Source organism: Kitasatospora sp. NPDC043949 (assembly GCF_056435365.1).
Genome location: NZ_JBWKEQ010000034.1, coordinates 45631 through 71686, shown reverse-complemented (window position 1 = coordinate 71686; position 26056 = coordinate 45631). Strand labels below are relative to the sequence as shown.

Annotated in this window: 25 protein-coding genes; 14 read left to right on the top strand and 11 right to left on the bottom strand. The window is 71.8% G+C overall.

Features of this window, described 5'->3' with window-relative positions:
- Positions 1 to 3: 3 nt before the first annotated feature.
- From AC07AL_RS25655 to AC07AL_RS25620, 8 genes are all read left to right on the top strand, one after another.
- Positions 4 to 738 carry a TVP38/TMEM64 family protein gene (locus AC07AL_RS25655; RefSeq protein ID WP_478318321.1) on the top strand — a complete coding sequence of 245 codons (735 nt, stop codon included), beginning with the start codon at positions 4 to 6 and terminating at the stop codon, positions 736 to 738.
- Between the two features lie 121 nt (positions 739 to 859).
- Positions 860 to 1375 carry a DinB family protein gene (locus AC07AL_RS25650; protein WP_363584677.1) on the top strand — a complete coding sequence of 172 codons (516 nt, stop codon included), beginning with the start codon at positions 860 to 862 and terminating at the stop codon, positions 1373 to 1375.
- A 270-nt stretch (positions 1376 to 1645) separates the two neighbouring features.
- Positions 1646 to 2038 (top strand): cell division protein SepF, encoded by a 393-nt coding sequence (locus AC07AL_RS25645; RefSeq protein ID WP_363584675.1) that lies wholly within the window; start codon positions 1646 to 1648, stop codon positions 2036 to 2038.
- Between the two features lie 191 nt (positions 2039 to 2229).
- Positions 2230 to 2835 carry a TetR/AcrR family transcriptional regulator gene (locus tag AC07AL_RS25640; protein WP_363584673.1) on the top strand — a complete coding sequence of 202 codons (606 nt, stop codon included), beginning with the start codon at positions 2230 to 2232 and terminating at the stop codon, positions 2833 to 2835.
- 73 nt (positions 2836 to 2908) lie between these two features.
- Positions 2909 to 4525, top strand: a complete 1617-nt coding sequence (locus tag AC07AL_RS25635) for an MFS transporter (protein ID WP_478318318.1) — start codon at positions 2909 to 2911, stop codon at positions 4523 to 4525.
- 145 nt (positions 4526 to 4670) lie between these two features.
- Positions 4671 to 5381, top strand: a complete 711-nt coding sequence (locus AC07AL_RS25630; RefSeq protein ID WP_478318317.1) for a FadR/GntR family transcriptional regulator — start codon at positions 4671 to 4673, stop codon at positions 5379 to 5381.
- A gap of 183 nt (positions 5382 to 5564) precedes the next feature.
- A complete protein-coding gene (gene car / locus AC07AL_RS25625; protein ID WP_478318315.1) occupies positions 5565 to 9104 on the top strand; it encodes a carboxylic acid reductase in 3540 nt (1179 codons plus the stop codon).
- 150 nt (positions 9105 to 9254) lie between these two features.
- Positions 9255 to 9545 (top strand): hypothetical protein, encoded by a 291-nt coding sequence (locus AC07AL_RS25620; protein ID WP_478318314.1) that lies wholly within the window; start codon positions 9255 to 9257, stop codon positions 9543 to 9545.
- A gap of 76 nt (positions 9546 to 9621) precedes the next feature.
- Here AC07AL_RS25620 and AC07AL_RS25615 read toward each other — a convergent pair whose 3' ends face one another.
- Positions 9622 to 10182, bottom strand: coding sequence for a TetR/AcrR family transcriptional regulator (locus AC07AL_RS25615; RefSeq protein ID WP_363629784.1), 561 nt, complete (start codon positions 10180 to 10182; stop codon positions 9622 to 9624).
- A gap of 84 nt (positions 10183 to 10266) precedes the next feature.
- Here AC07AL_RS25615 and AC07AL_RS25610 point away from each other — a divergent pair, with 84 nt between their 5' ends.
- Positions 10267 to 11115: a patatin-like phospholipase family protein gene (locus tag AC07AL_RS25610; RefSeq protein ID WP_478318312.1), complete on the top strand. Its 849-nt coding sequence runs from the start codon at positions 10267 to 10269 to the stop codon at positions 11113 to 11115.
- Between the two features lie 104 nt (positions 11116 to 11219).
- Positions 11220 to 11432: a DUF397 domain-containing protein gene (locus AC07AL_RS25605; protein WP_478318311.1), complete on the top strand. Its 213-nt coding sequence runs from the start codon at positions 11220 to 11222 to the stop codon at positions 11430 to 11432.
- A 120-nt stretch (positions 11433 to 11552) separates the two neighbouring features.
- Here the strand turns inward: AC07AL_RS25605 and AC07AL_RS25600 are convergent, their stop codons facing one another.
- The 4 genes from AC07AL_RS25600 to AC07AL_RS25585 form a co-directional block, all read right to left on the bottom strand.
- Positions 11553 to 11912, bottom strand: coding sequence for a hypothetical protein (locus AC07AL_RS25600; protein ID WP_363584657.1), 360 nt, complete (start codon positions 11910 to 11912; stop codon positions 11553 to 11555).
- Positions 11913 to 12292: 380 nt separating this feature from the next.
- The gene (locus AC07AL_RS25595) at positions 12293 to 12733 is read right to left on the bottom strand and encodes an NUDIX hydrolase (protein ID WP_363584655.1); all 441 of its coding nucleotides are present in this window, start codon (positions 12731 to 12733) and stop codon (positions 12293 to 12295) included.
- Positions 12730 to 13983, bottom strand: coding sequence for a DegT/DnrJ/EryC1/StrS family aminotransferase (locus AC07AL_RS25590; RefSeq protein WP_478318309.1), 1254 nt, complete (start codon positions 13981 to 13983; stop codon positions 12730 to 12732). The genes AC07AL_RS25595 and AC07AL_RS25590 overlap by 4 nt, the downstream gene beginning before the upstream one ends.
- Positions 13980 to 14972 carry a Gfo/Idh/MocA family protein gene (locus AC07AL_RS25585; RefSeq protein ID WP_363584651.1) on the bottom strand — a complete coding sequence of 331 codons (993 nt, stop codon included), beginning with the start codon at positions 14970 to 14972 and terminating at the stop codon, positions 13980 to 13982. The genes AC07AL_RS25590 and AC07AL_RS25585 overlap by 4 nt, the downstream gene beginning before the upstream one ends.
- A gap of 156 nt (positions 14973 to 15128) precedes the next feature.
- Between AC07AL_RS25585 and AC07AL_RS25580 the strand changes: the two genes are divergently transcribed.
- Positions 15129 to 16454, top strand: a complete 1326-nt coding sequence (locus AC07AL_RS25580; protein WP_478318308.1) for a helix-turn-helix transcriptional regulator — start codon at positions 15129 to 15131, stop codon at positions 16452 to 16454.
- A gap of 310 nt (positions 16455 to 16764) precedes the next feature.
- Here the strand turns inward: AC07AL_RS25580 and AC07AL_RS25575 are convergent, their stop codons facing one another.
- Both AC07AL_RS25575 and AC07AL_RS25570 read right to left on the bottom strand, forming a co-directional pair.
- Positions 16765 to 16950, bottom strand: a complete 186-nt coding sequence (locus tag AC07AL_RS25575; RefSeq protein WP_478318306.1) for a hypothetical protein — start codon at positions 16948 to 16950, stop codon at positions 16765 to 16767.
- Positions 16947 to 17210, bottom strand: coding sequence for a hypothetical protein (locus tag AC07AL_RS25570; protein ID WP_363584647.1), 264 nt, complete (start codon positions 17208 to 17210; stop codon positions 16947 to 16949). The genes AC07AL_RS25575 and AC07AL_RS25570 overlap by 4 nt, the downstream gene beginning before the upstream one ends.
- Positions 17211 to 17343: 133 nt before the next feature.
- On the opposite strand from AC07AL_RS25570, the gene AC07AL_RS25565 reads away from it, so the two are divergent.
- From AC07AL_RS25565 to sph, 3 genes are all read left to right on the top strand, one after another.
- Positions 17344 to 18162 (top strand): helix-turn-helix domain-containing protein, encoded by an 819-nt coding sequence (locus AC07AL_RS25565; RefSeq protein WP_363584645.1) that lies wholly within the window; start codon positions 17344 to 17346, stop codon positions 18160 to 18162.
- A gap of 10 nt (positions 18163 to 18172) precedes the next feature.
- A complete protein-coding gene (locus tag AC07AL_RS25560; RefSeq protein ID WP_363584643.1) occupies positions 18173 to 18385 on the top strand; it encodes a DUF397 domain-containing protein in 213 nt (70 codons plus the stop codon).
- A gap of 188 nt (positions 18386 to 18573) precedes the next feature.
- Positions 18574 to 19584, top strand: coding sequence for a sphingomyelin phosphodiesterase (gene sph, locus AC07AL_RS25555; protein WP_400987147.1), 1011 nt, complete (start codon positions 18574 to 18576; stop codon positions 19582 to 19584).
- Between the two features lie 45 nt (positions 19585 to 19629).
- On the opposite strand, the gene AC07AL_RS25550 is transcribed toward sph, so the two are convergent.
- The 4 genes from AC07AL_RS25550 to AC07AL_RS25535 all read right to left on the bottom strand — a co-directional run bounded on the left by AC07AL_RS25550 (position 19630) and on the right by AC07AL_RS25535 (position 26047).
- On the bottom strand, positions 19630 to 22098 hold the full coding sequence (locus tag AC07AL_RS25550; RefSeq protein ID WP_478318303.1) for a SpoIIE family protein phosphatase: 2469 nt from the start codon (positions 22096 to 22098) through the stop codon (positions 19630 to 19632).
- 146 nt (positions 22099 to 22244) lie between these two features.
- Positions 22245 to 22865 (bottom strand): TetR/AcrR family transcriptional regulator, encoded by a 621-nt coding sequence (locus tag AC07AL_RS25545; protein WP_363584637.1) that lies wholly within the window; start codon positions 22863 to 22865, stop codon positions 22245 to 22247.
- 143 nt (positions 22866 to 23008) lie between these two features.
- Positions 23009 to 24649 (bottom strand): AMP-binding protein, encoded by a 1641-nt coding sequence (locus tag AC07AL_RS25540; protein WP_478318301.1) that lies wholly within the window; start codon positions 24647 to 24649, stop codon positions 23009 to 23011.
- Positions 24650 to 24865: 216 nt separating this feature from the next.
- Entirely contained in the window at positions 24866 to 26047 is a 1182-nt protein-coding gene (locus AC07AL_RS25535; RefSeq protein WP_478318300.1) for an acyl-CoA dehydrogenase family protein, read from the bottom strand.
- Positions 26048 to 26056: the final 9 nt, after the last annotated feature.

Genomic DNA, 26056 nt, shown 5'->3' with positions numbered 1-26056 from the left:
CCGGTGCCCGCACCCGTCTCACCCCTGCCCGCACCCGCAACGCCCCTGCCCGCCGTCGAGCTGCCGCCGTCCGGCCCCGTGCCGCGTTCGCCGTGGTGGCGGTTCACGCTGCTGGTGGTGCTGCTCGGCGCCGCGGCCGGATCGCTGCTGCTGTGGAGCCCGACGGCGCTGCTGAACGGCGGCCTCGCCGACCGGATGCCCGGGTACTGGTTCGCGCCGCTGTTCGCCACCGTGTACGCGGTCGGCACGCTCGCCTTCGTCCCCCGGCCGGCGCTGAACGCCGCCGCCGGGCTGCTGCTGGGCATCCAGCAGGGCGTGCTGCTGTCGGTGCTCGGCACCACGCTGGGCGCGGCCATGGCCTTCGGGCTCGGCCGGGGCCTCGGGCGCGAAGCGCTGCGGCCGTACCTGCGCGGGCGGGTGCTCGGCACGCTGGACCGGCGCTTCACCGAGCAGGGCTTCCGCAGCGTGCTGGTGCTGCGGCTGCTGCCGGGCATGCCGTTCCAGGCGGCCAACTACGGCGCCGCCTTCTCCGGGGTCCGCTTCGCGCCCTTCCTGTTGGCCACCGCGATCGGCGTGGTGCCGACCACCGCGGTGTACGTGACGGCGGCGGCCAGCGCGGGCGAGCCGGGCTCGGCGGCCTTCCTGGTGTCGGCCGGGATGATCGCGCTGCTCGTGCTGGGCAGTGTGGTCGGGCTGTGGCGGGCCGCGGTCGCCCGGCGCCGCACACCGGCCGCCTGAGCGCCTGACCGCCTGACCGCCTGACCGCCTGACCGCCTGACCGGCCGAGATTCCGAGGCACTCGGGGGGCGCTCGACAATTCGCTCGCGCCCGCCCGTCGTCGGACGTCAGGATGGCCCGCATGACCGAACCCTCCCCGCGGGTCGACCCGCCGATGGCGGCCGACGAGACCGCCATGCTCACCGCCTGGCTCGACTACCACCGCAGTACCCTCGCGCTCAAGTGCGAGGGCCTGACCGACGACCAGCTGCGGCTGCGCTCCGCCCCGCCGTCCACCCTCTCGCTGCTCGGCCTCGTCCGGCACATGGCCGAGGTGGAGCAGTACTGGTTCCAGAGCATCCTGCGCGGCGACGAGTACACCGAGAACCACTACTGGACCGAGGCCGACGAGGACGGCGACTTCAACGGCGTGGACACCGCCGACGTCGCGGCGGACTTCGCCACCTGGCGCGCCGAGGTCGAGACCGCCCGCCGCGCGAGCGCCGGCCTGTCGCTGGACACCGTCGGCAAGCGGCTGCGCCGCGGCGAGGAGGTGACGCTGCGCTGGATCCTGGTCCACATGGTCGAGGAGTACGCGCGGCACAACGGCCACGCCGATCTTCTGCGCGAACTGGTGGACGGCACTACTGGCGAGTGAAATCGTTTCCGCATTGTTGACAGAAGGTCAATTGCGCGGTGACCACGACCGATATGGTCTACGCGCGCAACCGTACGGCTCACCGCCGCGTCGCTGATGTTGCCCGGGTTCGCCCGGGTTTCCGTCGCGGCGCGACTCGTACGGGGGCCGCGAGCGGGCACGGGACCGGTGAACAGTGCGATACTCGGACAGTTCCGACGAGTGGATGACGTGTCAAAAAGGACACGCGACCCCGGGGGACCAGGACGGGACGAGGCAGGGAGGCGCGGCATGGGAGCACTTCGCGACGAGCACCACAACGGGTGGCTGATGCCCTCGGGAAACTACCCGGCCGCGGTGTACGAGGACGAGTGGGTCGATCAGGAGACGATGCCGGCCGCCCCCGCGCCTGCGAAGATCGTCTCCTTGCGGCCGACCGGTTTCGAGGCGGCCCGCACGGTGGGCGAGCACATCCGGGCGAGCATCCCGGTGGTCATGGACCTCACCGAGATGAACGAAGCCGAGGCCAAGCGGATGGTGGACTTCGCCTCCGGGCTGATCTTCGGCACCCAGGGCGGCATCGAGCGGATCGCCCGCCGGGTGTTCCTGCTCACCCCGGCCGACGTCGAGGTCATGGTGATCGACCGCCCGCTCGACGAGACCGGGTTCTACAACCAGAGCTGATCCGGGCGGCGCACGGCCCGACCGGGCTGAACCGACCGAGTGGAACCGGCCGCACGACAGCGGCACCCCGACCGGGGACGGCACCCGCCGTTCCCGGTTTTTGCTGCCCCGGCTGTGACGATCAACGCCTCATTCGAGACCCCCACCATAATTTTGAGACATCCATGTCTCATGTGATCTACACTCGATTCATGGCCACCGATCGCGACACCGTCCTGGAAGCCGCCGTCGGCGTGCTCTCCCGCCGCCCGACCGCCCACCTGGACGAGATCGCGCGCGCCGCCGGGATCAGCCGCGCCACCCTGCACCGGCTCTTCCCCGGGCGCGAGGCCCTGATCCGCGAGGTCGGCCTGCTCGGCCTTCGCCGGTTCGCCGCCGCCCTGGACACCGCCGCCGTCGAGGACGGCGACGCCGAGGCCGCGCTGCGCCGCCTGGTCGACGCCGCCGTCCCGGACGCCACGCTCTGCGCCTTCCTGGCCGGCGAGAACCAGCTCTACGACGACGACAGCGTCAACGACCTCTGGGAACTCCAGATCGTTCGACTGCACGCGCTCTTCCTGCGCGGCCAGCAGCAGGGCACGTTCCGCATCGAGCTGAGCGCCGCCTGGCTGAGTGAGGCCTTCTTCGACCTGGTGGCCGGCGTCGGCTGGGCCATCCAGGACGGCCGCCTCGCCCCGCGCGACGCCGCCTTCTCGCTCGCCGAGCTGTTCCTCGGCGGCGCGCTGCGCCGACCGGACGCCGCCACTCCCCCGCCCACAGCACCTTCGGCCCGCACACCGGAAACCGATATCCCATGAGCAAGCGAAGCGAACGAATCATCAGCGGGTGCGCATTGCGCGAAGCGCCTGCCGAGCGAAGCGAGGCGGGCGCATGAGCAGTACCGTTTCTGCCAGCCCCCGTCAGCGCTGGACCGGCCTCGCCGTCCTCGTCCTGGCCGTCACCGTGGTCGCCCTCGACGCGACCGTCCTCTCCCTCGCCATCCCCTCCATCAGCGAGACGCTGGAGCCCAGCGGCACCCAGCTGCTCTGGATCGGCGACTCCTACTCGTTCGTCCTGGCCGGCCTGCTGGTCAGCATGGGCTCGCTCAGCGACCGGATCGGCCGCAAGAAGCTGCTGCTGATCGGCGCGGCCGCCTTCGGCGCGGCCTCGCTGCTCGCCGCCTACGCGCCCAGCGCCGGCTGGCTGATCCTGGCCCGCGCGCTGCTCGGCGTCGCCGGCGCGACGATCATGCCCTCGACCCTGTCGCTGATCCGCGGCCTCTTCCCGGACGACCGGGAGCGGGCCACCGCGATCGGCATCTGGGGCGCGGCCGCCACCGCCGGCGCCGCGCTCGGGCCGGTGGTCGGCGGGGTGCTGCTGGAGCACTTCTGGTGGGGTTCGGTGTTCCTGCTGAACATCCCGATCCTGCTCCTGCTGCTGGTGCTCGGCGCCTGGCTGCTGCCGGAGTCCAAGGACCCGAACCCGGGCCGCTGGGACGTGCTGAGCGTCGCCCTGTCGATGGCCGGGGTGATCGGCACGGTCTACGCGATCAAGGAGGCCGCCGCGCACGGCGTGGCGCGCTGGGACGTCCCGGTCGCCTTCGTGCTGGGCGTCACCGCGCTGACCGTCTTCGTCCGCCGCCAGCTGCGGCTGGAGACCCCGCTGCTGGACGTGCGGCTGTTCCGCGACCGGCGATTCACCGCCGCCGTGCTGGCCTCGCTGATCGCCCTGATCGGCCTGTCCGGGGTGGTCTTCGTGACCTCGCAGTACCTCCAGCTGGTCCGCGGCTACGAGCCGCTGCGGGCTGGCCTAGCCGAGCTGCCGGCCTTCGTCGGCGCCGTCGTCGGCGGTCTGCTGACGGCCCGGCTGGTGCGGCGCACCGGCGCCCGGGCGGCGCTGACCGGCTGCCTGCTCGCCATGGGCCTCGGCGTGGGCGTGCTCGGCTGGCTCCAGCAGGACACCACCTACCTGTTGCTGGCCACCTCCTTCCTGCTGGTCGGGACGGCGGAGGGCGTGGTCTACACGCTCGGCGCCGACCTGGTGCTGAGCGCCTCACCCGCCGACAAGGCCGGCGCGGCCTCGGCGGTCTCGGAGACCGCGTACGAGCTGGGCACCGCACTCGGCATCGCGCTGGTCGGCTCGGTGGTCGGCTCGATCTACGCCGGCGGGCTCGTCGTCCCGGCCGGGACGGACCCGGCGGCCGCGGCGCGGGCCGGCGAGTCGCTGGGCGCGGCTGTCGAGACGGCGCACGGACTGCCGCAGGGCGTCGCGGAGCCGCTGCTGGCGAGCGCCCGGGAGTCCTTCACGCACGGCATGAACAGTGCCGGCCTGCTGGCCGCCGTCCTGCTGATCGGCGCGGCCGCGATGGCCTGGCGGCTGCTGCGGGGCCTGGACGCCCCGACCAGCGCGGCCACCCCGGTCACCCCGGCCACTGCGGTCACTGCGGTCGAGGCGCCCGCTCCGGAGAAGCCGCAGAAGCCGGAGAAGCCGGAGAAGGTCGGCGCGTAAGCACGCCCGACTCCCCTGCCACCGGCGGGAACGGCCACGGCCGTTCCCGCCGGTGGCGTATCGCGGGTCGGGCGGCTGGAACCGGGGCGGCCAGGCCCAGAAACATGCGATGTTCAAATGTCTGATGTTTGTATAGGCTGCCTCCATGAACCGCATCAGTACACCGCGCAGGACGGCAAGCCTGTCCGCGCAGCTCGTGGACAGCCTCCGCTCGCACATCGAGGCGGGCGGCTGGCCGGTGGGGACGCGGATCCCGCCGGAGCAGGTCCTCGTCGAGGAGCTCGGGGTCGGACGCAGCACGCTGCGCGAGGCGATCGGCGCGCTCGTGCACCTCGGCCTGCTGGAACCCCGGGCCGGGGACGGCACCTACGTCCGCGCGTCGAGCGAGCTCCAGTCGGTCATGGTGCGGCGGGCGAGTTCCGCGCGGCGGGACAACGTCCTCGAACTGCGCACCGTCCTTGAGGAGTACGCCTCGGGGGCCGCCGCCCTGCGGCGCAGCAAGGACCAGCTGCACCAGCTCAGGGAGCTGCTGACCGACGCCGACGCGGCCTGCGCCGGCGAGGACAGGTCCGCGGCCATGAGTGTCGACGCGCTGTTCCACCGGGCCGTCGTCCGGGCGAGCGGGAACGACCTCCTGATCGAGGTCTACGACTACCTCGGCACGGCCCTCACCTCCGCCCTGGGAGGCCTGCCCTGGGACGCCACCGCCGCCGAGGAGCACGCCGACCTGCACCGGCGACTCGTCGACGCGATCGAGGCCCAGGACGAGAGCGGCGCCCGCACCGCGGCGGCGGCGATCGTCCGGCTCACCCACGACCACGGGGTCCAGGCACCAGCCGCGACGGAGGAGCGATGAGTCCGCAGCTGTCCTCGGCACCGCCATGGCGGGCGCCGGATACGGTGCGGGGCAGGACCGCCACGTACGGAGTCCCCGCACGCTGACGAGCGCTCAACTCACTTCCACCGAACGGGCCTTCGGCGAAAAATGAAGACCGCCCACCCCTTGCACAGGCCTTCGAGGCCGTAGAGGAGAACACCGATGTCCGTCTTACCGCCCCCGGCCGACGACCTCGACGCACGCACCGCCCAGCGCACCGCCCACCTGTACGCGACGGATCCGCAGTTCCGTGCCGCCGCACCCCTGGACGCCGTCAGCGAGGCGATCCGGCGGCCGGGCCTCCCGCTCGCCGACCTCGTGGCCACGGTGATGGAAGGGTACGCGGACCGCCCCGCCCTGGGCGAGCGCGCCGCCGAGCCGGTGACCGACCCGGACACCGGCCGCACCACCCTGCGCCTCCTGGACCGGTTCGACACCGTCACCTACGGCGAACTGTGGGAACGCGTCGGCGCGGTGGCCTCCGAGTGGCGCCACCACCCCGACCACGCCGTGGGCCCGGGCGACTTCGTCGCCGTCCTCGGCTCCACCAGCCCCGAGTACGCCGTGCTGGATCTGGCCTGCGTCCGCTCCGGCGCGGTGAGCGTCCCCCTCCAGGCCGGCGCCTCGGCGGAACACCTGGCCCCCGTCGTCGCGCAGACCGGACCACGCCTGCTGGCGGTGGACGTGGCGCACCTGGACGTCGCGCTCCAGATCGCGGCGGACGCCCCGTCACTCGGCAGGATCGTCGTGCTCGGCCACCGCCCGGAGGTCACCGACCACCAGGAGGCGCTGGACGCCGCGCGCGGACGGCTCGCGGCGCAGGGCCGGGGCGCCACCCTGGACACGCTGGCCTCGGTCATCGAGCGGGGCAGGAGCCTGCCACCGCTCCCCCGGGTCCCCGAGGGCTCGACGGCCGACACGCTCAGCGCGCTGATCTACACCTCGGGGAGCACCGGCACCCCCAAGGGCGCCGTGTACACCGAGCGTCTCGTCAAGAACTTCTGGATCGACTTCGTGCCCGGCCAGGGGACGCAGCCGTCCATCGTGCTCAACTACCTGCCCCTGAGCCACATGATGGGACGGGGCGTGCTGTTCGGCACGCTCGCCAAGGGGGGCACCGCCCACTTCGTGGCGTCGAGCGACCTGTCGACCCTCTTCGTGGACCTCTCCCTGGTCCGGCCCACCGAGTTCATCCTGGTGCCCCGCATCTGCGACATGCTCTTCCAGCGCTACCGGAGCGAGTCGGCCCGCCGGAACGAGCCGGACGAAGTCGGGGGCGACACCGCCGGGCAGGCGGACCGCGCGAAGGAGGAACTGCGGGAGAAGACCCTGGGCGGCCGCCTCCTGTGGGCCACCTACGGCTCGGCCCCGATGAGCGCGGAGCTGGCGGCGTTCCTGGAGAGCTGCCTGCAGATCAGGGTGTTCAACGGCTACGGGTCGACGGAAGCCGGGCTGGTCTCGCTCGACGGCCGGGTGCTGCGCCCGCCGGTGACCGACCACCGGCTGGCGGACGTGCCCGAGCTGGGGTACTTCCGCACCGATTCCCCGCACCCCAGGGGCGAACTCCTGGTCAAGTCGGAACGCCTCGTTCCCGGCTACTTCCAGCAGCCGGACGCCACCGCCCAGGTCTTCGACGAGGACGGCTTCTACCGCACGGGCGACATCGTGGCCCTCACCGGCCCCGACGAGTTCGTCTACGTCGACCGCCGCTCCAACGTCCTCAAACTGTCGCAGGGCGAGTTCGTGGCCACCTCCCGGCTGGAAGCCCTCTTCACCGACAGTCCGCTCGTCCGGCAGGTCTTCGTGTACGGCAACAGCGCCCGCGCCTACCTGCTCGCGGTCATCGTGCCCACCCAGGAGGCGCTCGACCTCGCCGCCGAGGACGGTCCGCGTCTCAGGTCGCTCCTGCGCGAGTCCCTACACCGCCTCGCCACCGAGGCGGGCCTCAACTCGTACGAGATCCCACGGGACTTCCTCATCGAGACCGAGCCGTTCAGCCAGCAGAACGGGTTGCTCTCCGGCGTGCGCAAGCTGCTGCGCCCCGCGCTGGCGAAGCGCTACGGCGAGCGCCTCGAAGCCCTGTACGCCGAGCTGACCGAGCGCGAGAGCGACGAACTCCGGGCACTGCGCCAGGTCGGCCCGTCCCGGCCCGTACCGGAGACCGTGTGCCAGGCCGCCCGCGCGCTGCTCGGACACCGGCAGGACGACGTCCACCCCGGGACGCGCTTCCTCGAACTCGGCGGCGACAGCCTCTCCGCGCTGTCGTTCTCCCAACTGCTCAAGGAGGTCTACCGCGTCGACGTCCCCGTCGACGTCGTCATCAACCCGGTCAACACGCTCCAGCGGGTGGCCGACCACATCGAGAACGCCCTCGCGTCGGGCGACCGGCGCCCGACCGCCGACCAGGTCCACGGACCGGGCGCGACGCGGCTCGTGGCGGGCGACCTGACACTGGACGCGTTCCTCGACACGGGGACCCCGACGCGGACCGGCAGGCCGAGGGGCCCGCTGCCCGAGGCGCGGACCGTCCTGCTGACCGGCGCCAACGGCTACCTGGGCCGCTTCCTGTGCCTCGAATGGCTGGAGCGCGTCGCGCAGCGCGGCGGCACACTGGTCTGCGTGGTCCGCGGCGCCACCGACGAGTCGGCCCGGGCGCGGCTCGACGCGGCCTTCGACAGCGGCGACCCGGAGCTCCTCCGGCGCTACCACGGCCTGGCCGCCGAGCACCTGGAGGTGGTCGCCGGCGACGTCGGGGAGAGCGACCTCGGGCTCGACCGGGAGACCTGGCAGCGGCTGGCCGACACCGTGGACCTGATCGTCCACCCGGCGGCACTCGTCAACCACGTCCTGCCCTACGACCAGTTGTTCGGCCCCAACGTGCTGGGCACGGCCGAACTGATCAGGCTCGCGGTCACCTCCAGGGCCAAACAGTTCACCTACCTGTCGACGGTCGCCGTCGTCTTCGATTCCGAGGCCGCGGCCGACGAGGACGCGGACATCCGCACGGCCTGCGGGACGCGCGACCTCGGCAGCGGCTACGCGAACGGCTACGCGGCCAGCAAGTGGGCGGGCGAGGTGCTGCTGCGCGAGGCGCACGACACGTTCGGCCTCCCGGTCGCCGTGTTCCGCTCGAACCTGATCCTCGCCCACCCGCGCTACCGGGGGCAGCTGAACGTCCCGGACGTGTTCACCCGCCTCCTGCTGAGCCTGCTGGCGACCGGCATCGCCCCCGGCAGCTTCTACGCCCGGGGCACCGGTGACGTCGACGGGCACTACGACGCGCTGCCCGTGGACTTCACCGCGCAGGCCGTCGCCGCGCTGGGCGACGACACCCGGGAGGGGTACCGGACCTTCAACATCGTGAACCCGCACGAGGACGGAATCTCCCTCGACACCTTCGTCGACTGGCTGGTGGCGGCCGGACACCCCCTGACGCGCATCGACGACTACAACGAGTGGCTCGACCGCTTCGAGAGCGCCATACGCGCTCTGCCCGACCGCCAGCGGCAGCACTCGCTGCTCCCCCTGCTGCACGCCTTCTCCACGCCGTCGGAGCCGCTGCCCGGATCCGCCCTGCCGGCGGACCGGTTCCGCGCGGCGGTCCGGGCCGCCGCCCTCAACGAGGAGAACGACATCCCGCACCTGTCGCAGGACCTGATCACCAAGTACGTGGCAGACCTCCGGGCGCAGCACCTGCTGTAGCCGGTCCGCCCTCCTCCTCCGCACCCACCTCCGCACCCGCTGGCGGGAACGGCCACGGCCGTTCCCGCCGGTGGCGTACCGCGCGCCGGGCGGCCGGAACATCGTGGCCGGTGGCTTCGCCGTGCTGGTGTCCGCCCCGCGCTGTCCGTCGTGGCGTGCCCCCTGCTCGGGCTGGGCGGCGGCGCGTGCCTCGTCCTCGCGCTGACCTTCCGGAGCGAACGCGCCGGCAGCTCCGGCGAAGCCGCCGCGTCGGCCGGCAAGACGCAGTCCATCGGCTACCTCGTGGCGGCGGCCGGGCCCCTCCTCCTCGGGATCCTGCACGACACCACGGGCAACTGGACGCTTCCGCTCACGGTCCCGGCCGTCCTCGGCATCGCCATGGCGGCTGCCGGATACGGCGCGGGGCAGGACCGTCACGGGTGCCTTCCTCGGCCTCGCTGACGTCACCGTCACCGTCACCGTCACCGCACGCAGCCCCGTCCGTCACGCCTCTCGCACGTTCACCGCTCTCGCGTGTTCACCGCCCGAGGAGTTCAGCGAAGCGGTCCAGCGCACGGTCGGTGCGCCGGCGGTCGCCGGTGGTCGTGAGGTCGAACAGCAGACCCCGGATGACGGCCATGACCAACGTGGGCGTGACGGTGTCGTCAGGGCCGGTGGAGACGTCCCGGAAGGTGGCGCCGAGAGTGTCGAACCAGTCCGTGATCGCCTCGGCCTGGCCGGGGTAGTTCTCGGGGTGGACCAGGCCATCGGCGTGCACCTCGAAGAACAGCCGGACGAACGGCGCGCGTTCGTCCGCGCTCATCCACACCCAGATGCCCCGCAGCCGCTCCTGCACGGAGCCCTTCATCGGCGCGGGGTGCCCGGCCAGACGTACCGCGCCCCGGCGACGGGCCTCGGCGAGGACCGCCGCGACCAACTCCTGCTTGCTGCCGAAGTCGTAGAGCAGCATCCGTGGACTGGTGTCGAGGGCTGCGGCCAGTGGTCGCAGGCTCAGTCCGGCCAGGCCGTGCGCCAGCACGTAGTCGGTCGCCCGAGCCAGCGTGCGCTCGCGACGGGCGGGGTCGGCGGGTCGCCCCACGGTGGATCTCCCTTCGGCGCATCGGAGTTGAAACGGCATTGGCGATTATATGGTACGACTGTTTCAATAACGAGGGGAGACCACATGCACACCTTCGACCGAGCACTCGTCCTGGGCCCCGGAAGTCACGTCGGCACGGCCTGGACAGCCGGACTGGCCTACGGATTGCACCGCAACGGCGTGGATCTGGGCGAGGCCGACCTGATCGTCGGCACGTCAGCCGGCTCGATCGTCGGAACGCTGCTCGCCACCGGGCAGGACCCGGGGCGGCTCGCTTCCTCCGCTCGCCAGGCCGCTCACCGGGTCAAGCCTGACCCTGAGCGGATGGACGCGGTGTTCGCCGTACTCGGCGACCGCAGCCTGGAACCCGGAGAGGCGAGGCGTCGCGTCGGCCGCCTCGCGCTCGACGGCACCGACCCCCGAGCCGAGGAGGCGCTGATCGCGGGGCGCGCCGCCCTGATCGGTGCGGACGCGTGGCCGGAGCGACGACTGCTGATCGCCGCCGTCTGCGCCACCACCGGTGAGCCCGTGGTGTGGGACCGCGACAGCGGCGTGCCGCTGGTGCAGGCGGTGGCGGCGAGCAGCGCCTTCCCCGGAGCCGCACCGCCCGTCGCCATCGACGGCCGGCGGTACATGGACGGTGCGCTGCGCGCAGGCCCCAACGCCGATCTCGCCGCTGGAGCCCGCACGCTGGTCGTGGTCGAGCCGATGGCCCACCTGTTCCCCCGGGAACCGCTCAACCAGCAGCTGGCGGCAGTGGGGGCGGACGCCGTGGTGACCATCGGCCCCGATCCGGCCTCGGTGCGCGCTTTCGGCTCGGACACGGGCGACCTGGCGGCCTGGGAACCGGCCTACCAGGCGGGCCTCCGCCAGGCCGGCGACGTCGAGGCGCAACTCCGCACCATGTGGAGGGCGGAAGTCGACGCGGGCTGAGCGCCGATCAGGTCGGCGCGATCACCAGCATCTGCCCGCCTGACTTCCGGGGTAGCCCTATGACACCTGACAGTTCATCATCGGGACCGAAAGGAATTCCAGTCATGACCGACCGCGTAGACCTGTCCGGCGCTTCCTGGATCAAGTCCTCACACTCCAACAACGGTGGTGACTGCGTGGAGGTCGCCACCGACGTCCCCAACCTCGCTCCCGTCCGCGACTCCAAGGACCCCGAGGGTCCTGCCCTCGTCTTCCCCGCCGACACCTGGTCGTCGTTCATCGCCACGATCCGGACCGGCGAGTTCGGCGAGGTCTGACGCGCACCTTGTCCGATCCCCACTGCCCACGGCGGGCAGTGGGGCTCGCGCGTCAGGTTGACGCGTAGGCACGGGATAGGCCAGCGGTCGTAGTCGATGACTATCCCGCGCGCTCGACTGTCACTCCATCTCGGCGCCCCCGGTGGGCTGTTCCCGCAGTTGGTCGACCTCCCGGCGATAGAGAGACCGGGCCGCCCACGTTCCGTACTCCTGGGTGGGCGACGCCTGCTCAACCACGTGATGCGCCCGAGCCTTGAGCACGGCACCCCACAGCACCACATGGTGCCGAGCGCTGCGCCCACACTCCTTCGGTTCACCGGGCAGGCAGAGCGGAAGTGGATCGCCGACCTTGTTCGCGGCGTGTCGGACGTACCGGGCGATGTCGAGCCATTCGGCCTCGGTGCGGGCTGGCCAGCCGTTTGGGGCGTCGCCGGGCCACGGCGTCCAGTCGTCGCCGTAGTGGTCGCCGTGGTTGTCCAACGTCCGCTCCCTGGTTGCAGTACGGGGGTACTGATGCTGATCGGCGACGGGGGACCCGGGCGGGTCACAGTGCCGTACCGAGGGCACACAGGGCGAGCACGGGCCGCACATGGGAAGGAACTGTGGCGGGGTGCAGCTCTGTGTGAGGTGACCCCGGCGATGTGGACACACCTGACAATGGATCTTGTAGATCCAGGAAGGTGAAGATCCGCGTGGCAAGGCCATCGAAGTACAACCCGGAGTTCGGAGCCGACGCGGTCGCGCTGTGGGGGGGGGGGGGGGGGGGGGGGGGGGGGACCCCCCCCCCCCCCCCCCCCCCCCCCCCTCTTCTCCCCCCCCCCCCCCCCCCCCCCCCCCCCCCCCCCCGCACTCGCACCACCTCAGCGGGCGATCAGCTCGCGAACCGCGTCGCTCACTTCGGGGAGCTCACTGGGGAGTGCCCACTGGTGGGCGTCGTGCTCGGTGAGGACGACCGGTTCGGTCTTCTCCACGGTGACGGCGAAGTTGAACTGGCGGGTCGTGCCGCCGCGGCTGTTCTGGTAGTCGAAGTGCCCGATGTAGCCGGTGACCTCCTTGATGGTCAGCCCGGTCTCCTCGGCGGTCTCGCGGTACAGGGCGTCGAGGATGGACTCTTCCTCCTCCAACTCGACCGTCCCGGAGGGGATCTCCCACAGGCCGCCCATGTAGTCGTCGGGGTTGCGCCGCACGAGCAGGACCCGGCCGTCGTGGTTGATCACGGCGGCGGCGACGAAGCCGCTGATTCCGGCGGCTTCGGCATCGGTCGCCAGGCCGGCCACGAACTCGGGGGAGGTGACAGTCACTGCAGCTCCTTGTGATGGTCGCTGATCTTGACGGCCGCGCGGACGTACTGCTCGGCCACTTCCAGATCCTGCTCACGATGCCAGACCGGGAGCTTGATCATGTGGGCGTGGGCGTGCTCCGCGACCGGGAAGTCCCCTGCCTTGTACCGGCGGTGGGAGTGCGGGTGCCCGGGGAACAGTGGTCCGGGCTGCTGGTACAGCGGGAGCTGGTTCATGGGACAGGTGGAGCCGGGGCGGTCGAACTCGGTGGCGCCCTCGGCGATCAGCGCCTGGTGGAAGCGCTCGATCGGCAGGCCGTCGAGTTCATCCGGCTTGTAGGTGAGCGTCAACCCGTACCAGGACGGGATCACCCCGTCGGGCATCTCGGTGACTTCCAGGCCGGGTGTCCGGGCGAGCTGGCCGGTGAGGTAGCGGGCGATCTCCGCCCGGCCGACGACGTAGCCGTCGAGGCGGGCGAGCTGGTCATGGGCGATGGCGGCGGCAAGGGGGTGGATGCGGAGCTTGAGGCCGGCCCCGGTGACCGCGTACCGCGCGAGCGGATGGCCTTCCGGGATCTCGGTCTTGGCCCGCTTGTTGTAGTGCGCGAGCGTGATGACCCGGTGGTAGGTGTCGTCGTCGTCCGTGAGGACGAACCCGCCCTCGCCGCCGGACAGCGGCTTGGGGCCGTTGAGGGAGAAGGCCGAGGCGAGGCCGAACGTGCCGACCTTCTGCCCGGCGATGCTCGCGCCGTGGGCGTGGGAGCCGTCCTCCAGTACCGCCAGGTCGTGGGCGTTCGCCACGGCCACCAGGCCGGTCATGTCGGCGGGCTTGCCCCACAGGTGGGTGACCATGATCGCGCGGGTTCGGGGGGTGATCAGCTCCTCGATCCGGTTCGGGTCAATGTTGCCGTCCGGCCGGGTTTCGCACAGCACGGGCACCGCGCGGAGGTGGAAGAGCGGGGAGGCGGTGGCGTGGAAGGTCCAGGCCGGAACGATGACCTCGTCGCCGGGCTTGATCCGGGCGGCCCAGTAGGTGGCGTGCAGGGCGGCGGTGCCAGAGCTGGTGGTGACCGCGTGCCGGACGCCGAAGTACTCCTGCAGGCCGTCCTCCAGCTCGGCGACGATGCCGGACCGGCCGGGGATGGAGATCGACTCCTCAAGCTGGGCGGCGACCTTGGCGCGGGTGGTGTCGTCGATCGGCGGCCAACTGAAGTGCGGTCCCGTGGCGGTGACTTCGGGCTTGCCGCCGAGCAGGGCGAGGGTGCTGGTCACAGCATCTCCTTCGGGTCGATGTAGCGCCCTGCTGCCTTGGACTGGTAGCAGGAGGCGATGAACGCGGCGTGCGCGAGGTGCTGGTCGGGGCCGGAGGTGTTCGGCCGTTCGCCGTCCAGGACCCGGCAGAAGTAGTCGATCTGCGCGGCCGATGCCGAGGCGGGAGCGTGGGGGCGGGTCAGCTCCTCCACCACGGCACCGTGCAGGTCGAGCCGCTGGACCTGGCCCTTGGTCAGCAGCACCGAGCCGCGGGTGCCGACCACGTGCAGGCGCTCGGTCTTCGGAGCCACCCACCGGGACAGCAGCACCGAGCCGTACAGGTCGGTGTCGTAGCCGAGCTGGATGACGGCGGTGTCCTCCGCGTCGTATCCGCCGCCGGGGACGGCGGTGGTGGAGAACTCGGCGATGACCCGGCTGGGCAAGCCGAAGTACCACAGCAGCAGGTCGATGAGGTGGTAGCCCATGTCGATGATGCAGCCGCCCCCGGCCTGCCGGATGTCCCCGCGCCACCCGGCGCCGGGGTCGTCGGTGTGGAAGGTGTACTGGCCGTCGATCAGGAAGGGGATGCCGATCTGGTCCAGCATCCCGGCGACGCTCGCGTGGATCGGGTTAAAGCGCCGCTGGAGGGTGACCATCAGCTCGACCTGGCCGGCCTGGCAGACCTGGGCGAGATCCCGGGCCTCCCACACGCTGGTGGCGAACGGCTTCTCCTTGAGGACGTGGACGCCCCGGGCGGCGCACTCGTGGACGACCTCGCGTCCGGCGTGGTGCGGGACGGCGACAACCACGAAGTCCGGGGCCACCGCGTCCAGCAGCTCACCGGTGCGGGTGAATCCCGGGACCTGGAGCTGTTCCTGCCGCTGCCGCAGGGTGTCGGGGTTGCTGTCGCAGATGGCGACGAGCTCGGCCCTGCTGGAAGCGAGCAGGCCGGGCAGGTGGTCTTCGAGCGCCTGGTGGCCGAGGCCGATGACCGCAGCGCGTCGTTTCATGCGCGGACTCCTTCCGCTTCGCGAAGGAACTTCTTCGGTGCACGACGAGTAGAGCCCAACTCACGGTCACCAACCAGGCGTTGTCTGTTGTCCCGGGGTAGTCCAGCCCGTACGCGCAGTAGGCTCACGGTCACCGTCGATGATGGGATTGGCCCCGTGGACGACCAGATCCGGCACCCCCTCGCGTACGCCCGCGCGCTTCGCGGCTGGTCCCAGACCGACCTCGCGGCCCGCATCCACCACGCCGCCAGGAACAGGCCCGAGGGTCTTCGCTCCGGCACCGACAAGGCCGCCGTCAGCAAGTGGGAGAACTGGCGCAAGACGCCCAGCATCGAATCCCAGCTCCTGATCGCCGAGGCCTTCGACGTCCCGATCAGCGACCTGGGAGCCTTCGAGTGGCCTCACTGGCTGCCAGGCCAGGAACAGCCGGTGCCACTCGGATCGGCGTTCACCGTCCACGCACTTCGAGACGCACAGAGAGCCACAATGGACCATCGCCGCCGCACCTTCATGACCTTCAGCGCGCTCGCGCTGGCCGGACTCTCAGCCCAATGGGCCACCCTCGAACCCGACCGGCTCACCACCGCTCTGAACGGCAAGCACGTCGACGGCGAACTGGTCGACTGGCTGGAGGACACCAGCGCCAAGCTGACCGCCCTGCCCACCGAACGGCGCCAGCACACTGCCAAGCTGATGGACGCCCAACTGGAGACGGTCACCGACCTGCTGGAACAGGGCCGGTACACCGAACCCATCGGCCAGCGCCTCCACCTGCTGGCCGCCTCCCTGGCCAGCACCTGCGGCTGGCACCGCTTCGACCAGGGCCAGCACTTCGCGGCGGGCAAGCTCTGGAACGCGGCCCTCACCAACGCGCACGCCGCCCGCGACCGCGACCTCGGGGCCGGCGTCCTCTCCGACTTCGCCTACCAGTCGATCTGGCTCACCCAGCCGGGCGCCGCCGTCGAACCGCTCAGCCAGGCCCTCATCCACACCCGGCACCCCACCGCACAGTCCCTGCTCTACCTCCGCCGGGCCCGCGCGCATGCCGCCCTCGGAGCCGCCGCCGACTGCCACCGCGACCTGGCCGCCGCCGAGAACGCCCTGCTGACCGACAGCCCCGACCAGGCCCCCGCATGGTGCCGGTGGGTGAGCACGGCGGACCTGGCTGTCGACTCCGGCCAGTGCATGCTCGACCTCGGCCGTACCGACGAAGCGCACGCCCGCATCGACGAGGGCATGAGCCTGCTGCCGCGCTCCCGCGACAAGACGCGCGGGATCTTCCTGACCTACGAGGCCCGCAGCCTGCTGCAGGCCCGCGAGGTCGAACATGCCCTTGCCGTTACGAATCAGTCCCTCGACCTCGCGACCAGGATCGGCGCCGACCGGTGCGTCACCCTGGTGCGCGAGCTCGCGCCGGCGTTCAAGCCCTACCGCCAGGTCGATGGCGTTGCCGACCTCATGGACCGCCTCAAACCGAGCTAGCGTTGCGGGTTCAATGCCGACACCTTCGAACCCGACACGCGACTTGCCTAATGAATGCACGGTTCGTTGCAGAACCCGGTCACCTCCAGCCACGCGAAGTCGAGCGGTGCGGGTGCGACTGCGCTGTTCAACGTGCGCCTCCAGAGAACAGGGAAGGTAAGGAATCGACGGTGATCGAGGGACGGCCGCTCCCCGTCGGCGGAGTGGCCGGCGGGGAGCGGTGTGGCTCGGCGAGGGTCTGGCGCCAACGTGCCCTCGGAGCCGACCGGCAGGGGAGGTAGGCCTGCCGGCGCCCGTCCGTGATTGCCTGTCACGGACGGGCGTTGGACCCCGCCGCCGCGCGGGATGAGCACTCGCGGCGCGGTGGCGGGAGCTTGTCGGTCCGGTTCGCGGTTCGGCCGACAGCGGCGCGGCAGCCGTTGACCACAGCGGTAAAACCGCCGGCCGCCAGCGAGCTGACGTGCAGCCCGGCGAGCAGCATCTCCCCCGAGGTCACGCCGGCTCCGGAAACATCGGCCGACGCTGCGGGCTGCTCCCCGTACCCGGCGCGATCTCCCTGGGGTCGCACCGTCGCAGCTGATCGGGCCTGGTCGTCCACTCGCACCCCCCGCCGAGCGGCCTCAGGAAGGCCGCCCCGCAGAGGATCTCCATGAAGACCCCCTCCTTCGGCTTGCCGTCGTCGTCTCGGTGCTTCAGGTCCCGCACCACCTCGTTGCGGACGAAGTCGGGCAGCGCGGATTTCGGGTTTTCGGGCATGGGGTCTCCGTAGCGCTTCGCTCTTGGCGTGTCACTTGGTGTAGCCATGGTGGCGCGACAGCCTCTACGATCGGAAGGGTTCTCCACTTGACGAAATCCCCTGTGGGATAAGGAATGCAACGGAGGTCTGATCATGCGCGAGACCGAGCTGGACCCGTCCGCATCACCCCTCAAGGCCTTCGGCGCACAACTCCGCAGGCTGCGCAAGGCGGCGGGGCTCACACAGACCGACCTCGGGGCGATGACGAACTTGAGTGACAGTCAGATCTCCAACCTCGAACGAGGGACACGCAGTCCCACACTCGACTGGGTCGTACAAGCCGACCGGGCCCTTGGTGCCGGTGGAACACTAGAACTGACGTACTGGAGTCTCAGCGGCTCATCGTTGCTGGAAGGGTTTCCCGAGTACGCCCAGCAAGAAGCGAAGGCCCTGAGCATCAACCACTTCGAACTGGGCATCGTGCCTGGCCTGGCGCAGACAATGGAGTACGCCGCAGCCTTCGCCTCGGCCGCCGTGCGGCGCGGCAGCGTCACCGAGGAGCAGGCTGCGGATCGGCTCGACTTCCTTGCCACGCGCCAGAAGCTACTTGACCGGCAGCCTGCGCCCCGGCTCCACTTCGTCCTGGACGAGGGCGCCCTTCTACGACCGGTGGGCGGGCGCAAGGTCATGGCTCGGCAGCTTGCGCACCTTGAAGACCTCGCCACTCGTCCGAACATCACGATCCAAGTGGCGCCGCTTTCTCTTGCAGAAGAGCTGCCGTTCACCATGATGGTCACGCTGCTGACCCTGGCGGATCGAAAACTCCTGGCATACTCGGAGTGCCAGTTGCGCGGCTTCCTCTCGCGGGACGCCGAGACTGCTCAAGCCTGGGAGCGGGACTGCCACCAGCTCCAGGTTGAAGCGCTCTCGAAGGCTGCGTCACTGGAGCTGATCCGAAAGTGCAAGGCGTGAGAGGAACGTCATGATCACTCCTGTAGACCTATCCGACGCCGCGTGGGTCAAGGCCAGTTACAGCAACAATGGCGGGTCTTGCGTTGAGGTGGCCCCCGGCTTCCCGGGTGTACTGCCCGTCCGTGACTCCAAGGACCCCGAGGGTCCTGCCCTCGTCTTCCCCGCCGAGGCCTGGTCGTCGTTCGTCGCCGCCGTCCAAGCCGGCGAGTTCGGCGAGGTCTGACGCGCACAACTCTCGCGAGCCCCACCACCCTCAGCGGGTGGTGGGGTTCGCGCGTTCTTGGCGGTGACAGTGTTTCAACTGCGTTCACCGAATGCTCTTGCGCGGTCTTGTGCACCGTGCGGGCGGCGACGTTGGATGTACACCATCCGCTGACCGTCGCGTTCACGTCATACCCTCACGGAGCCCCAATGCCGCTGTCGTCCCTCCGCAAGGCCGCCGCCGCCTGCGCTGCCGCCGCCTGCGCTGCCGCCGCCGTGCTCGGCGCGCTCGCCACCGCCCCCGCCACGGCCGCCACCGGCGCCACGACCGAGAGCGCCCCGGTCACCGCGCCCGCGCTGGACGTCCTCACGTACAACACGTTCCTGATGAGCACGACCCTCTACCCCAACTGGGGCCAGGAGCACCGGGCGCAGGCGATCGCCTCGGCGGACTTCTTCCAGGGCCACGACGTGGTCGTCCTGGAGGAGGCCTTCGACAACGCGGCCTCCGACGCCCTGACCGCCAAGGCCTCGGCCGCCTACCCGTACCACACCCCGGTGGTCGGCCGCTCCACCAGCGGCTGGGACGCGACCTCCGGCAGCTACAGCTCCACCACCCCCGAGGACGGCGGCGTGACGCTGCTCAGCAAGTGGCCGATCCTGCGCAAGGAGCAGTACGTCTACAAGGACGCCTGCGGCTCGGACTACTTCTCGAACAAGGGCTTCGTCTACGCCGTCCTGAACGTGAACGGCCAGCGCACCCACGTGGTCGGCACCCACCTGCAGTCCACCGACTCGGGCTGCTCCAACGGCCAGCCGGCCGCCATCCGGGCCAAGCAGCTCACGGCCATGCGCGGCTTCCTGGACGCCAAGCAGATCCCGGCGAACGAGCCGATCCTGCTCGCCGGTGACCTCAACATCGACTCGCACGGCTCCGAGTACCAGGCCCTGCTGGACAACGCCAACCTGGCGCCGGCCTCCGCCCGCACGGGCTGGCCGTACTCCTTCGACACCGCCGACAACTCCATCGCCGCCTACCGCTACCCGGGCGAGCCCAAGGAGGACCTGGACTACGTGCTCTACCGGGCCGACCACGCCCGCCCGCAGCAGTACACCAACCAGGTCCTGCGCACGCACAGCGCGCCGTGGACGGTGAGCAGTTGGGGCAAGAGCTACACCTACACCGACCTCTCCGACCACTACCCGCTCGCCGCGCACTGACCGGGGAAGCGCACTGACCGGGGACTGACCCGCGCTGACGGGGAACTAAGCAGCCCCGAAGGGCAGTTCCAGCTCGGCCCAGACCACCTTGCCGTCCCTGGTCAGCCGGCTGCCCCAGCGCTGGGCCAGCTCGCTGACCAGGAACATGCCGCGCCCGCCCTCGTCCTGCTCGGCGAAGGGGCGCAGCTGCGGGGCCGCCCCGCCGGCGTCGGAGACCTCCAGGGTGAGCACCCGGTCGCGGAACAGCCGCAGCCGCCGCGGGGCGTCGGCGTGCAGCAGGGCGTTCGTGACCAGCTCGCTGACCAGCAGTTCGGCGTAGTCGGAGAGGGCGGTCAGGCCCCAGGCGTCCAGGGTGGCGCGGGTGAAGCGGCGGGCCTTGCCGGGCAGCCGGCCGCCGCCGGTGAGCGGGAGGGTGGCGATCCGGTCGGCGGGCAGCGGCAGCACCCGCGCCATGATCATCGCGATGTCGTCCTCGGTGCCGTCGGTGACCAGTGCGCCGAGGACGGCGTCGCAGTTCTCCTCCAGGGTCCGGCCGGGCCCGGCGAGGGTGTCGGCCAGCAGGTCGATGCCGTCGTCGAGGTCCTGGCCGCGCCGCTCGACCAGGCCGTCGGTGTAGAGGGTGACCATGCCGCCCTCGGGCAGGGTGAACTCGATCGACTCGAAGGCCACCCCGCCGACGCCCAGCGGCACGCCGGGCGGCACCTCGACCCTGCTGGCGGTGCCGTCGGGGGCGACCCAGATCGGCGGCAGGTGGCCCGCCGAGGCGACCTGGACGGTGCGCTCCAGCGGGTCGTATACCGCGCAGATGCAGGTGGCGAACTGGCCCTCGCCGATGCCCGAGGCGGTCTCGTCCAGGCGTGTGAGGACCTGCTCGGGCGGCATGTCGAGGGTGGCGAGCGTGCGGGCGACGGTGCGCAGCTGGCCCATGGTGGCGGCGGCCCGGATGCCGTGGCCCATCACGTCGCCGACCACCAGGGCGACCCGGCCGCAGGACAGCGGCACGACGTCGAACCAGTCGCCGCCGACCTCGCTGACCACACTGCTGGGCAGGTAGCGGTAGGCGATCTCCAGGCCCAGGGTGCGGTGGATCTCCTGTGGCAGCAGGCTGCGCTGGAGGGTGAGCGCCGTCTCCCGCTCGCGCCGGTAGAGCCGGGCGTTGTCGATGGCCAGCGCGGTGCGGGCGACCAGTTCCTCGGCGAGCGCCACGTCGGCGTCGCTGAACGGCTCGGAGTTGCGCATCCGGATGAACTCGGAGCCGCCGAGCACCATGCCCCGGGCGGTGAGCGGCACCATCAGGTACGAGTGGATGCCCGCCGCGATGCCGGGCTCGACCCGGTCCTCGCTGGCGACCAGGCCGCGCAGCACCTCGGCGTCCACGTGGGCGCGCAGCAGGGGGCGTCCGCTGCGCAGGCACTGGGTGTAGCTGCGGTCGGGGGCGTACTCGGAGGTCTCGCCGACGGTGTCCACGGCGTGCGCGAGGCCCGACTCGTAGGACTCGCCGACGGCGACGGCACGCAGGGTGACCGTCCGGTCGGAGGGGATGGGGGTGGGTTCGGCGCCGCGCAGCACCGGTTCCAGCAGGTCGACGGTGGCGAAGTCGGCGAACCGGGGGACGACGGCCTCGATCAGCTCCTCCGCGGTGCGCTGGAGGTCGAGGGTGGTACCGATCCGGGCCGTCGCCTCCGCGATGGTGGCGAGCCGCTCCTGGGCGCGGGCGGCGCGGGCCTCGGCCTGGAAGCGCTCGGTGACGTCGATGATCGAGGAACAGACGCCGAAGACCCGGCCGGTGGAGTCCTCCAGCCGGAAGTAGGAGGCGGACCAGGCGCGGTCGCGCTTGGGGTCCCCGGGCACCCGGCCGTGGGAGCGGGCGTCCACCACGGGCTTGCCGCTCCTGAGCACCTGCCTCATGGTCTGCTCGATCTCGACGCTGTTGATGCCGGGCAGCACCGCGGGTATCCGGCGGCCGAGGTGGGCGGCGACGGGGACGCCGTTCATCCGGGCGAGCGCATCGTTGAGCCGGACGTAGCGCAGCTCGGTGTCGTACACGGCCATGCCGATCGGTGAGCGGTCGAAGACGCCGTCGAGGACGGCGAGGTCGGCCTCGACCGCCTGGAGGGCGCGGATGTCGGAGGCGGTGGCGAGCAGCAGCAGGGTGCCGGCCGGGCCGGCGATCGGGTAGGTGCGGAACTCCAGGTCGACCTTGTGGCCGTCGCGGTGGCGGACGGGGAAGACGCCGGACCAGCCGGTGGAGCCGCCCATGATGTGGGAGAACAGGGACAGCACCTCGGGGCGGTCGGTGCCGTCGGTGAGCAGCTGGGCGGCGTAGCTGCCGACGGCCTCCTCGGCGGAGTAGCCGAGCAGCGCCTCGGCGTCCTCGCTCCAGTGCAGGATCAGGCCGTCGCCCTGGAGCAGGGCCGTCGCGAGCGGGACGAGTCGGTGGCCTTCGGGGCGTACGGGGGTGCCGCCCGGTGCGGGGCCGGCGGCGGAGGTCACGTCCCACTCGTTTCCGTGCATGATCAGGCAGCACCCCGGTTCGGCTCGTGCCCGGCCGGGGGCCTCACGGTCCGTGTCGGCCGGGATTCTTCTCCAGACTGCACGGACATCGGCCGCCCGGCGACCCCTTGGTCAGGGGTCGTCCGGTCGCTCCGGTAGTACGGGAGTCATGGGCGTACCGGCCGCAGCGTACTCTCCAGAACGCCGGTCCACTGCCGGATCACCCCGGATCGTCGGACGCTGTCGTCGGTGAGCAGGTTGGCCAGGCCCAGCCCGCGGGCGAGGTCGAGGGTGGCCTGCACGGACTCGCGCACGCCGGGGCGGGTCTCGTCGGCGTCCAGGAACTCGACGGCGGCCCGGTGGGCCTCCCGGCCGACGTGCCCCTCCAGGGCGATGATCCGCTCGCGCAGCGGCTCCTCGGTGGCGGCGGCCGTCCACAGGTGCAGGGCGGCGCGGAACAGGGGACCGGTGTAGAGGCGCACGATCATGTCGACGACGGCCCGGGTGCGGTCGGGGCCGGCGGCCGGCAGCTCGTCCGTGTGGGCGCGGACGGCGGCCAGCCGCTCGGCGGTGACGTGTTCGACGGCCGCGGTGAACAGGTCCTCGCGGGTCGGGAAGTGGTGCTGGGCGGCACCCCGGGACACTCCGGCGCGCTCAGCGACCACCGTGACGGTGGAGCCGTGCCAGCCGAGCTCGGCCAGGCAGTTCACGGCCGCCGCGAGCAGCCGGGCCCGGGTGGCGCGGCTGCGGTCCTGCTGGGGGGTGCGGACGGCGGGGTGGCTGGTCATGGCTGGCGGCGGTTCCTGTTCCGGTGGGGGCTCGGCGGGCCGGTCGTGCCCGACGGGCCCGTCACGGTCGGCGGGCCCGTCGCGGTCGGCGGGTCGATCCTCACAGACGGGCGCCGGTCTTCGGCCGCCGGGGGCCCGGCCGCTCAGCGGGAGGCCTCGGGGGCGGTGGGCGCGGCGGCTGCGGTCGCGGACGCCGCACGGCGCTCGGCCTCGCGGGCCCGCAGCTCGCGGCGGAGGATCTTGCCGGCCGCGGACTTGGGAACGGCCTCGACGAACTCCACCGCGCGGACCTTCTTGTACGGGGCCACCAGCCCGGCCACGAAGCCGGTGACGTCCTCCGCGCTCAGGCCGCTGCCCGGAGCACGGACCACGAAGGCCTTGGGGCACTCGGTGCCGTCGGCGTCCGGGACGCCGATCACGGCGGCGTCGACGATCTGCGGGTGGCCGAGCAGCACGGCCTCCAGTTCGGCCGGGGCCACCTGGTGGCCCTTGTACTTGATCAGCTCCTTCACCCGGTCGACGATGTACAGGTACCCCCGGTCGTCGACGAAGCCGACGTCGCCGGTGTGCAGCCAGCCCTCGGAGTCGACCACCGCGGCGGTGTCGGAGGGCCGGCCGAAGTACCCCTTCATCACCTGCGGGCCCCGGATCAGCAGCTCGCCCGGCTCGCCGGGCCCGAGGTCCTCGCCGGCCCCGTCCAGGGCGGCGACCCGCAGCTCGGTGGAGGGAATCAGCCGCCCCACCGAGCCGGGCGAGGGGTCGCGCTCCAGCGGGGAGACCACATGGGTGACCGGGGACAGCTCGGTCATGCCGTAGCCCTGGAGCAGGTGCGGCAGGCCCAGGCGGCGGGCGCAGGCGGCGGCGAGCTCCGGATCCAGCGGAGCGGCCGCGCACAGCAGGTACTCGACGGAGGAGAGGTCGAAGCGGTCCACGACCGGGTGCCTGGCCAGGGCGAGCGCGATCGGCGGGGCGACCACCAGCGCCTGCACCCGCTGCTCCTCGATGGTGCGGCAGAACTGCTCCAGGTCGAAGCGGGGCAGCACCACCACGGTGGCGCCGCAGCGCAGCGGCTGGTTGAGCAGCGCGGTCAGGCCGTAGATGTGGAAGAAGGGCAGCACGGCTAGCACCCGCTCGCCCACGGCGGGCCGGTAGAGGGCGTCGCACTGGGCGAGGTTGGTGGCGATCGAGCGGTGGGTGAGCATCACCCCCTTGGGCAGTCCGGTGGTGCCGCTGGAGTAGGGCAGTACGGCGACGTCCCGGCCTGGGTCGATGGCGATCCCGGGGGCGGGGCCGGTGGTGGCCAGCAGGTCGGCGAGCGAGCGGTGGCCCTCCGCGCCGTCCAGGACGAGGATCTCGGCCAGTGGGCCGCCCTGCTCGGCGAGCAGGGCGGCGGCCTTGCGGGCGGTCGGCAGGAGCGGGGAGACGGTCACCAGCCAGCGGGCGCCGCTGTCGCCGAGTTGCCCGGCCAGGTCGGCGGGCGTGGCCATCGAGGACACCGTGGTCACGGTGGCGCCGGCCCGGGTGGCGCCGTAGAAGGCCGTCGGGTAGCCGAGCGTGTTGGGGCTGAACAGGGCCACCACGTCGCCCTGGCGCACCCCGGCTGCGGCCAGTCCGGCGGCCACCCGCTCGACGCCGGCGGCGAGCCGCGCGTAGCTCACGCGCTCCCCGGTGACGCCGTCGATCAGGGCCGGCCGGTCACCGTACGCCGCCGCGCCGCCGAGCACTGCCTCATGGATCGGCAGGTCCACCGTCGGCACGTCCGGGAATTCGCTGCGGAACACCAAAGTAAGCCTCCAGAAAGGTAGTTGACGCATCGGCTGGCGCGGCGGAAGGTCGACCGAGGGTACGAACAGGAGCATACGGACCATGACGTCCGCCACTGCAAAGTTCGCCGAGATGTCCCTCTGGTGACCCACCGGGGGCACGCCGGGCGGGTGCGTCCGGTGGGTGCGTCCGGTGGGTCCGGTAGGTGCTTCCGGTGCGCCCTGGAAGGAGGCGGACTAATAGGACTTCGGGAGGCCGAGGGTGTGCTGGGCGACGTAGTTGAGCACCATCTCGCGGCTGACCGGGGCGACCCGGCCGACCCGGGTGGCGGCCAGCAGCGCGCCCAGCCCGTACTCCTGGGTGAGGCCGTTGCCGCCCAGCGTCTGCACCGCCTGGTCGACGGTACGGGCGGCGGCCTCGCCGGCCGCATATTTGGCCATGTTGGCGGCCTCCCCGGCGGCCAGGTCCTCCCCCGCGTCGTAGAGCAGCCCGGCCTTCTGGGTCATCAGCCGGGCCAGCTCGATCTCCACCGCGCACTGGGCCAGCGGGTGGGCCAGGCCCTGGTGGGCGCCGATCGGGGTGGACCAGACGGTGCGGGTCTTCGCGTACTCGACGGCCTTGCCGAGGGCCTGGCGGGCCAGGCCGAGGGAGAACGCGGCGGTCAGCACGCGCTCGGGGTTGAGGCCCGCGAACAGTTGCAGCAGGCCGGCGTCCTCGTCGCCGACCAGGGCGTCGGCGGGCAGCCGGACGTCGTCCAGGAAGACCTGGAACTGCTTCTCGGGGGCGACGAGTTCCATCGGTATCGCCCGGTACTCGAAGCCGGCGGCGTCGCGCGGAACGATGAACAGACAGGGCTTGAGCCTGCGGCCCCCGCCGGTGTCGGCGGTCTCGGTGCGGGCGACGAACAGCACGGCGTCGCAGTGGTCGATGCCGGAGACGAACACCTTGCGGCCGGTCAGCAGCCAGTCCCCGCCGTCCCGGCGGGCGACGGTGGAGATCCGGTGCGCGTTGGAGCCGGCGTCCGGCTCCGTGATGCCGAAGGCCATCTTGCGGCTGCCGTCGGCGAGTCCGGGCAGCCAGCGCTGCTTCTGTTCCTCGGTGCCGAAGCGGGCGATCACGGTGCCGCAGATCGCCGGGGAGACGATGAGCAGCAGCAGCGGACAGCCGGCCGAGCCCAACTCCTCCAGCACGATGGACAGATCGGTGATGCCGCCGCCCCCGCCGCCGTACTCGGCGGGCAGGTTCACGCCGAGGTAGCCGGCCTTGCCCGCGTCCGCCCACAGCTCGTCGGCGGGCTCGCCGGCCCGGGCCTTGGCCATGTAGTAGGCGGAGCCGTAGCGGCGGCCGAGGTCGCCGACGGCCTGGCGCAGGGCCCGGCGTTCTGTGGTCTCGATGAGCTGACTGCCGATGGTGGACATGCGGGGTCC

What these genes read in the sequence shown, in the direction of transcription:
- AC07AL_RS25630 (WP_478318317.1), top strand. Translation starts at nt 4,671, where the DNA reads ATGAACCGCATCAGTACACCGCGCAGGACGGCAAGCCTGTCCGCGCAG.
- AC07AL_RS25550 (WP_478318303.1), bottom strand. Translation starts at nt 22,098, where the DNA reads ATGCACGGAAACGAGTGGGACGTGACCTCCGCCGCCGGCCCCGCACCG.
- AC07AL_RS25585 (WP_363584651.1), bottom strand. Translation starts at nt 14,972, where the DNA reads ATGAAACGACGCGCTGCGGTCATCGGCCTCGGCCACCAGGCGCTCGAA.
- AC07AL_RS25560 (WP_363584643.1), top strand. Translation starts at nt 18,173, where the DNA reads ATGATCACTCCTGTAGACCTATCCGACGCCGCGTGGGTCAAGGCCAGT.
- AC07AL_RS25565 (WP_363584645.1), top strand. Translation starts at nt 17,344, where the DNA reads ATGCGCGAGACCGAGCTGGACCCGTCCGCATCACCCCTCAAGGCCTTC.
- AC07AL_RS25545 (WP_363584637.1), bottom strand. Translation starts at nt 22,865, where the DNA reads ATGACCAGCCACCCCGCCGTCCGCACCCCCCAGCAGGACCGCAGCCGC.
- car (WP_478318315.1), top strand. Translation starts at nt 5,565, where the DNA reads ATGTCCGTCTTACCGCCCCCGGCCGACGACCTCGACGCACGCACCGCC.
- AC07AL_RS25650 (WP_363584677.1), top strand. Translation starts at nt 860, where the DNA reads ATGACCGAACCCTCCCCGCGGGTCGACCCGCCGATGGCGGCCGACGAG.
- AC07AL_RS25570 (WP_363584647.1), bottom strand. Translation starts at nt 17,210, where the DNA reads ATGCCCGAAAACCCGAAATCCGCGCTGCCCGACTTCGTCCGCAACGAG.
- AC07AL_RS25640 (WP_363584673.1), top strand. Translation starts at nt 2,230, where the DNA reads ATGGCCACCGATCGCGACACCGTCCTGGAAGCCGCCGTCGGCGTGCTC.
- AC07AL_RS25610 (WP_478318312.1), top strand. Translation starts at nt 10,267, where the DNA reads ATGCACACCTTCGACCGAGCACTCGTCCTGGGCCCCGGAAGTCACGTC.
- sph (WP_400987147.1), top strand. Translation starts at nt 18,574, where the DNA reads ATGCCGCTGTCGTCCCTCCGCAAGGCCGCCGCCGCCTGCGCTGCCGCC.
- AC07AL_RS25535 (WP_478318300.1), bottom strand. Translation starts at nt 26,047, where the DNA reads ATGTCCACCATCGGCAGTCAGCTCATCGAGACCACAGAACGCCGGGCC.
- AC07AL_RS25605 (WP_478318311.1), top strand. Translation starts at nt 11,220, where the DNA reads ATGACCGACCGCGTAGACCTGTCCGGCGCTTCCTGGATCAAGTCCTCA.
- AC07AL_RS25645 (WP_363584675.1), top strand. Translation starts at nt 1,646, where the DNA reads ATGGGAGCACTTCGCGACGAGCACCACAACGGGTGGCTGATGCCCTCG.
- AC07AL_RS25635 (WP_478318318.1), top strand. Translation starts at nt 2,909, where the DNA reads ATGAGCAGTACCGTTTCTGCCAGCCCCCGTCAGCGCTGGACCGGCCTC.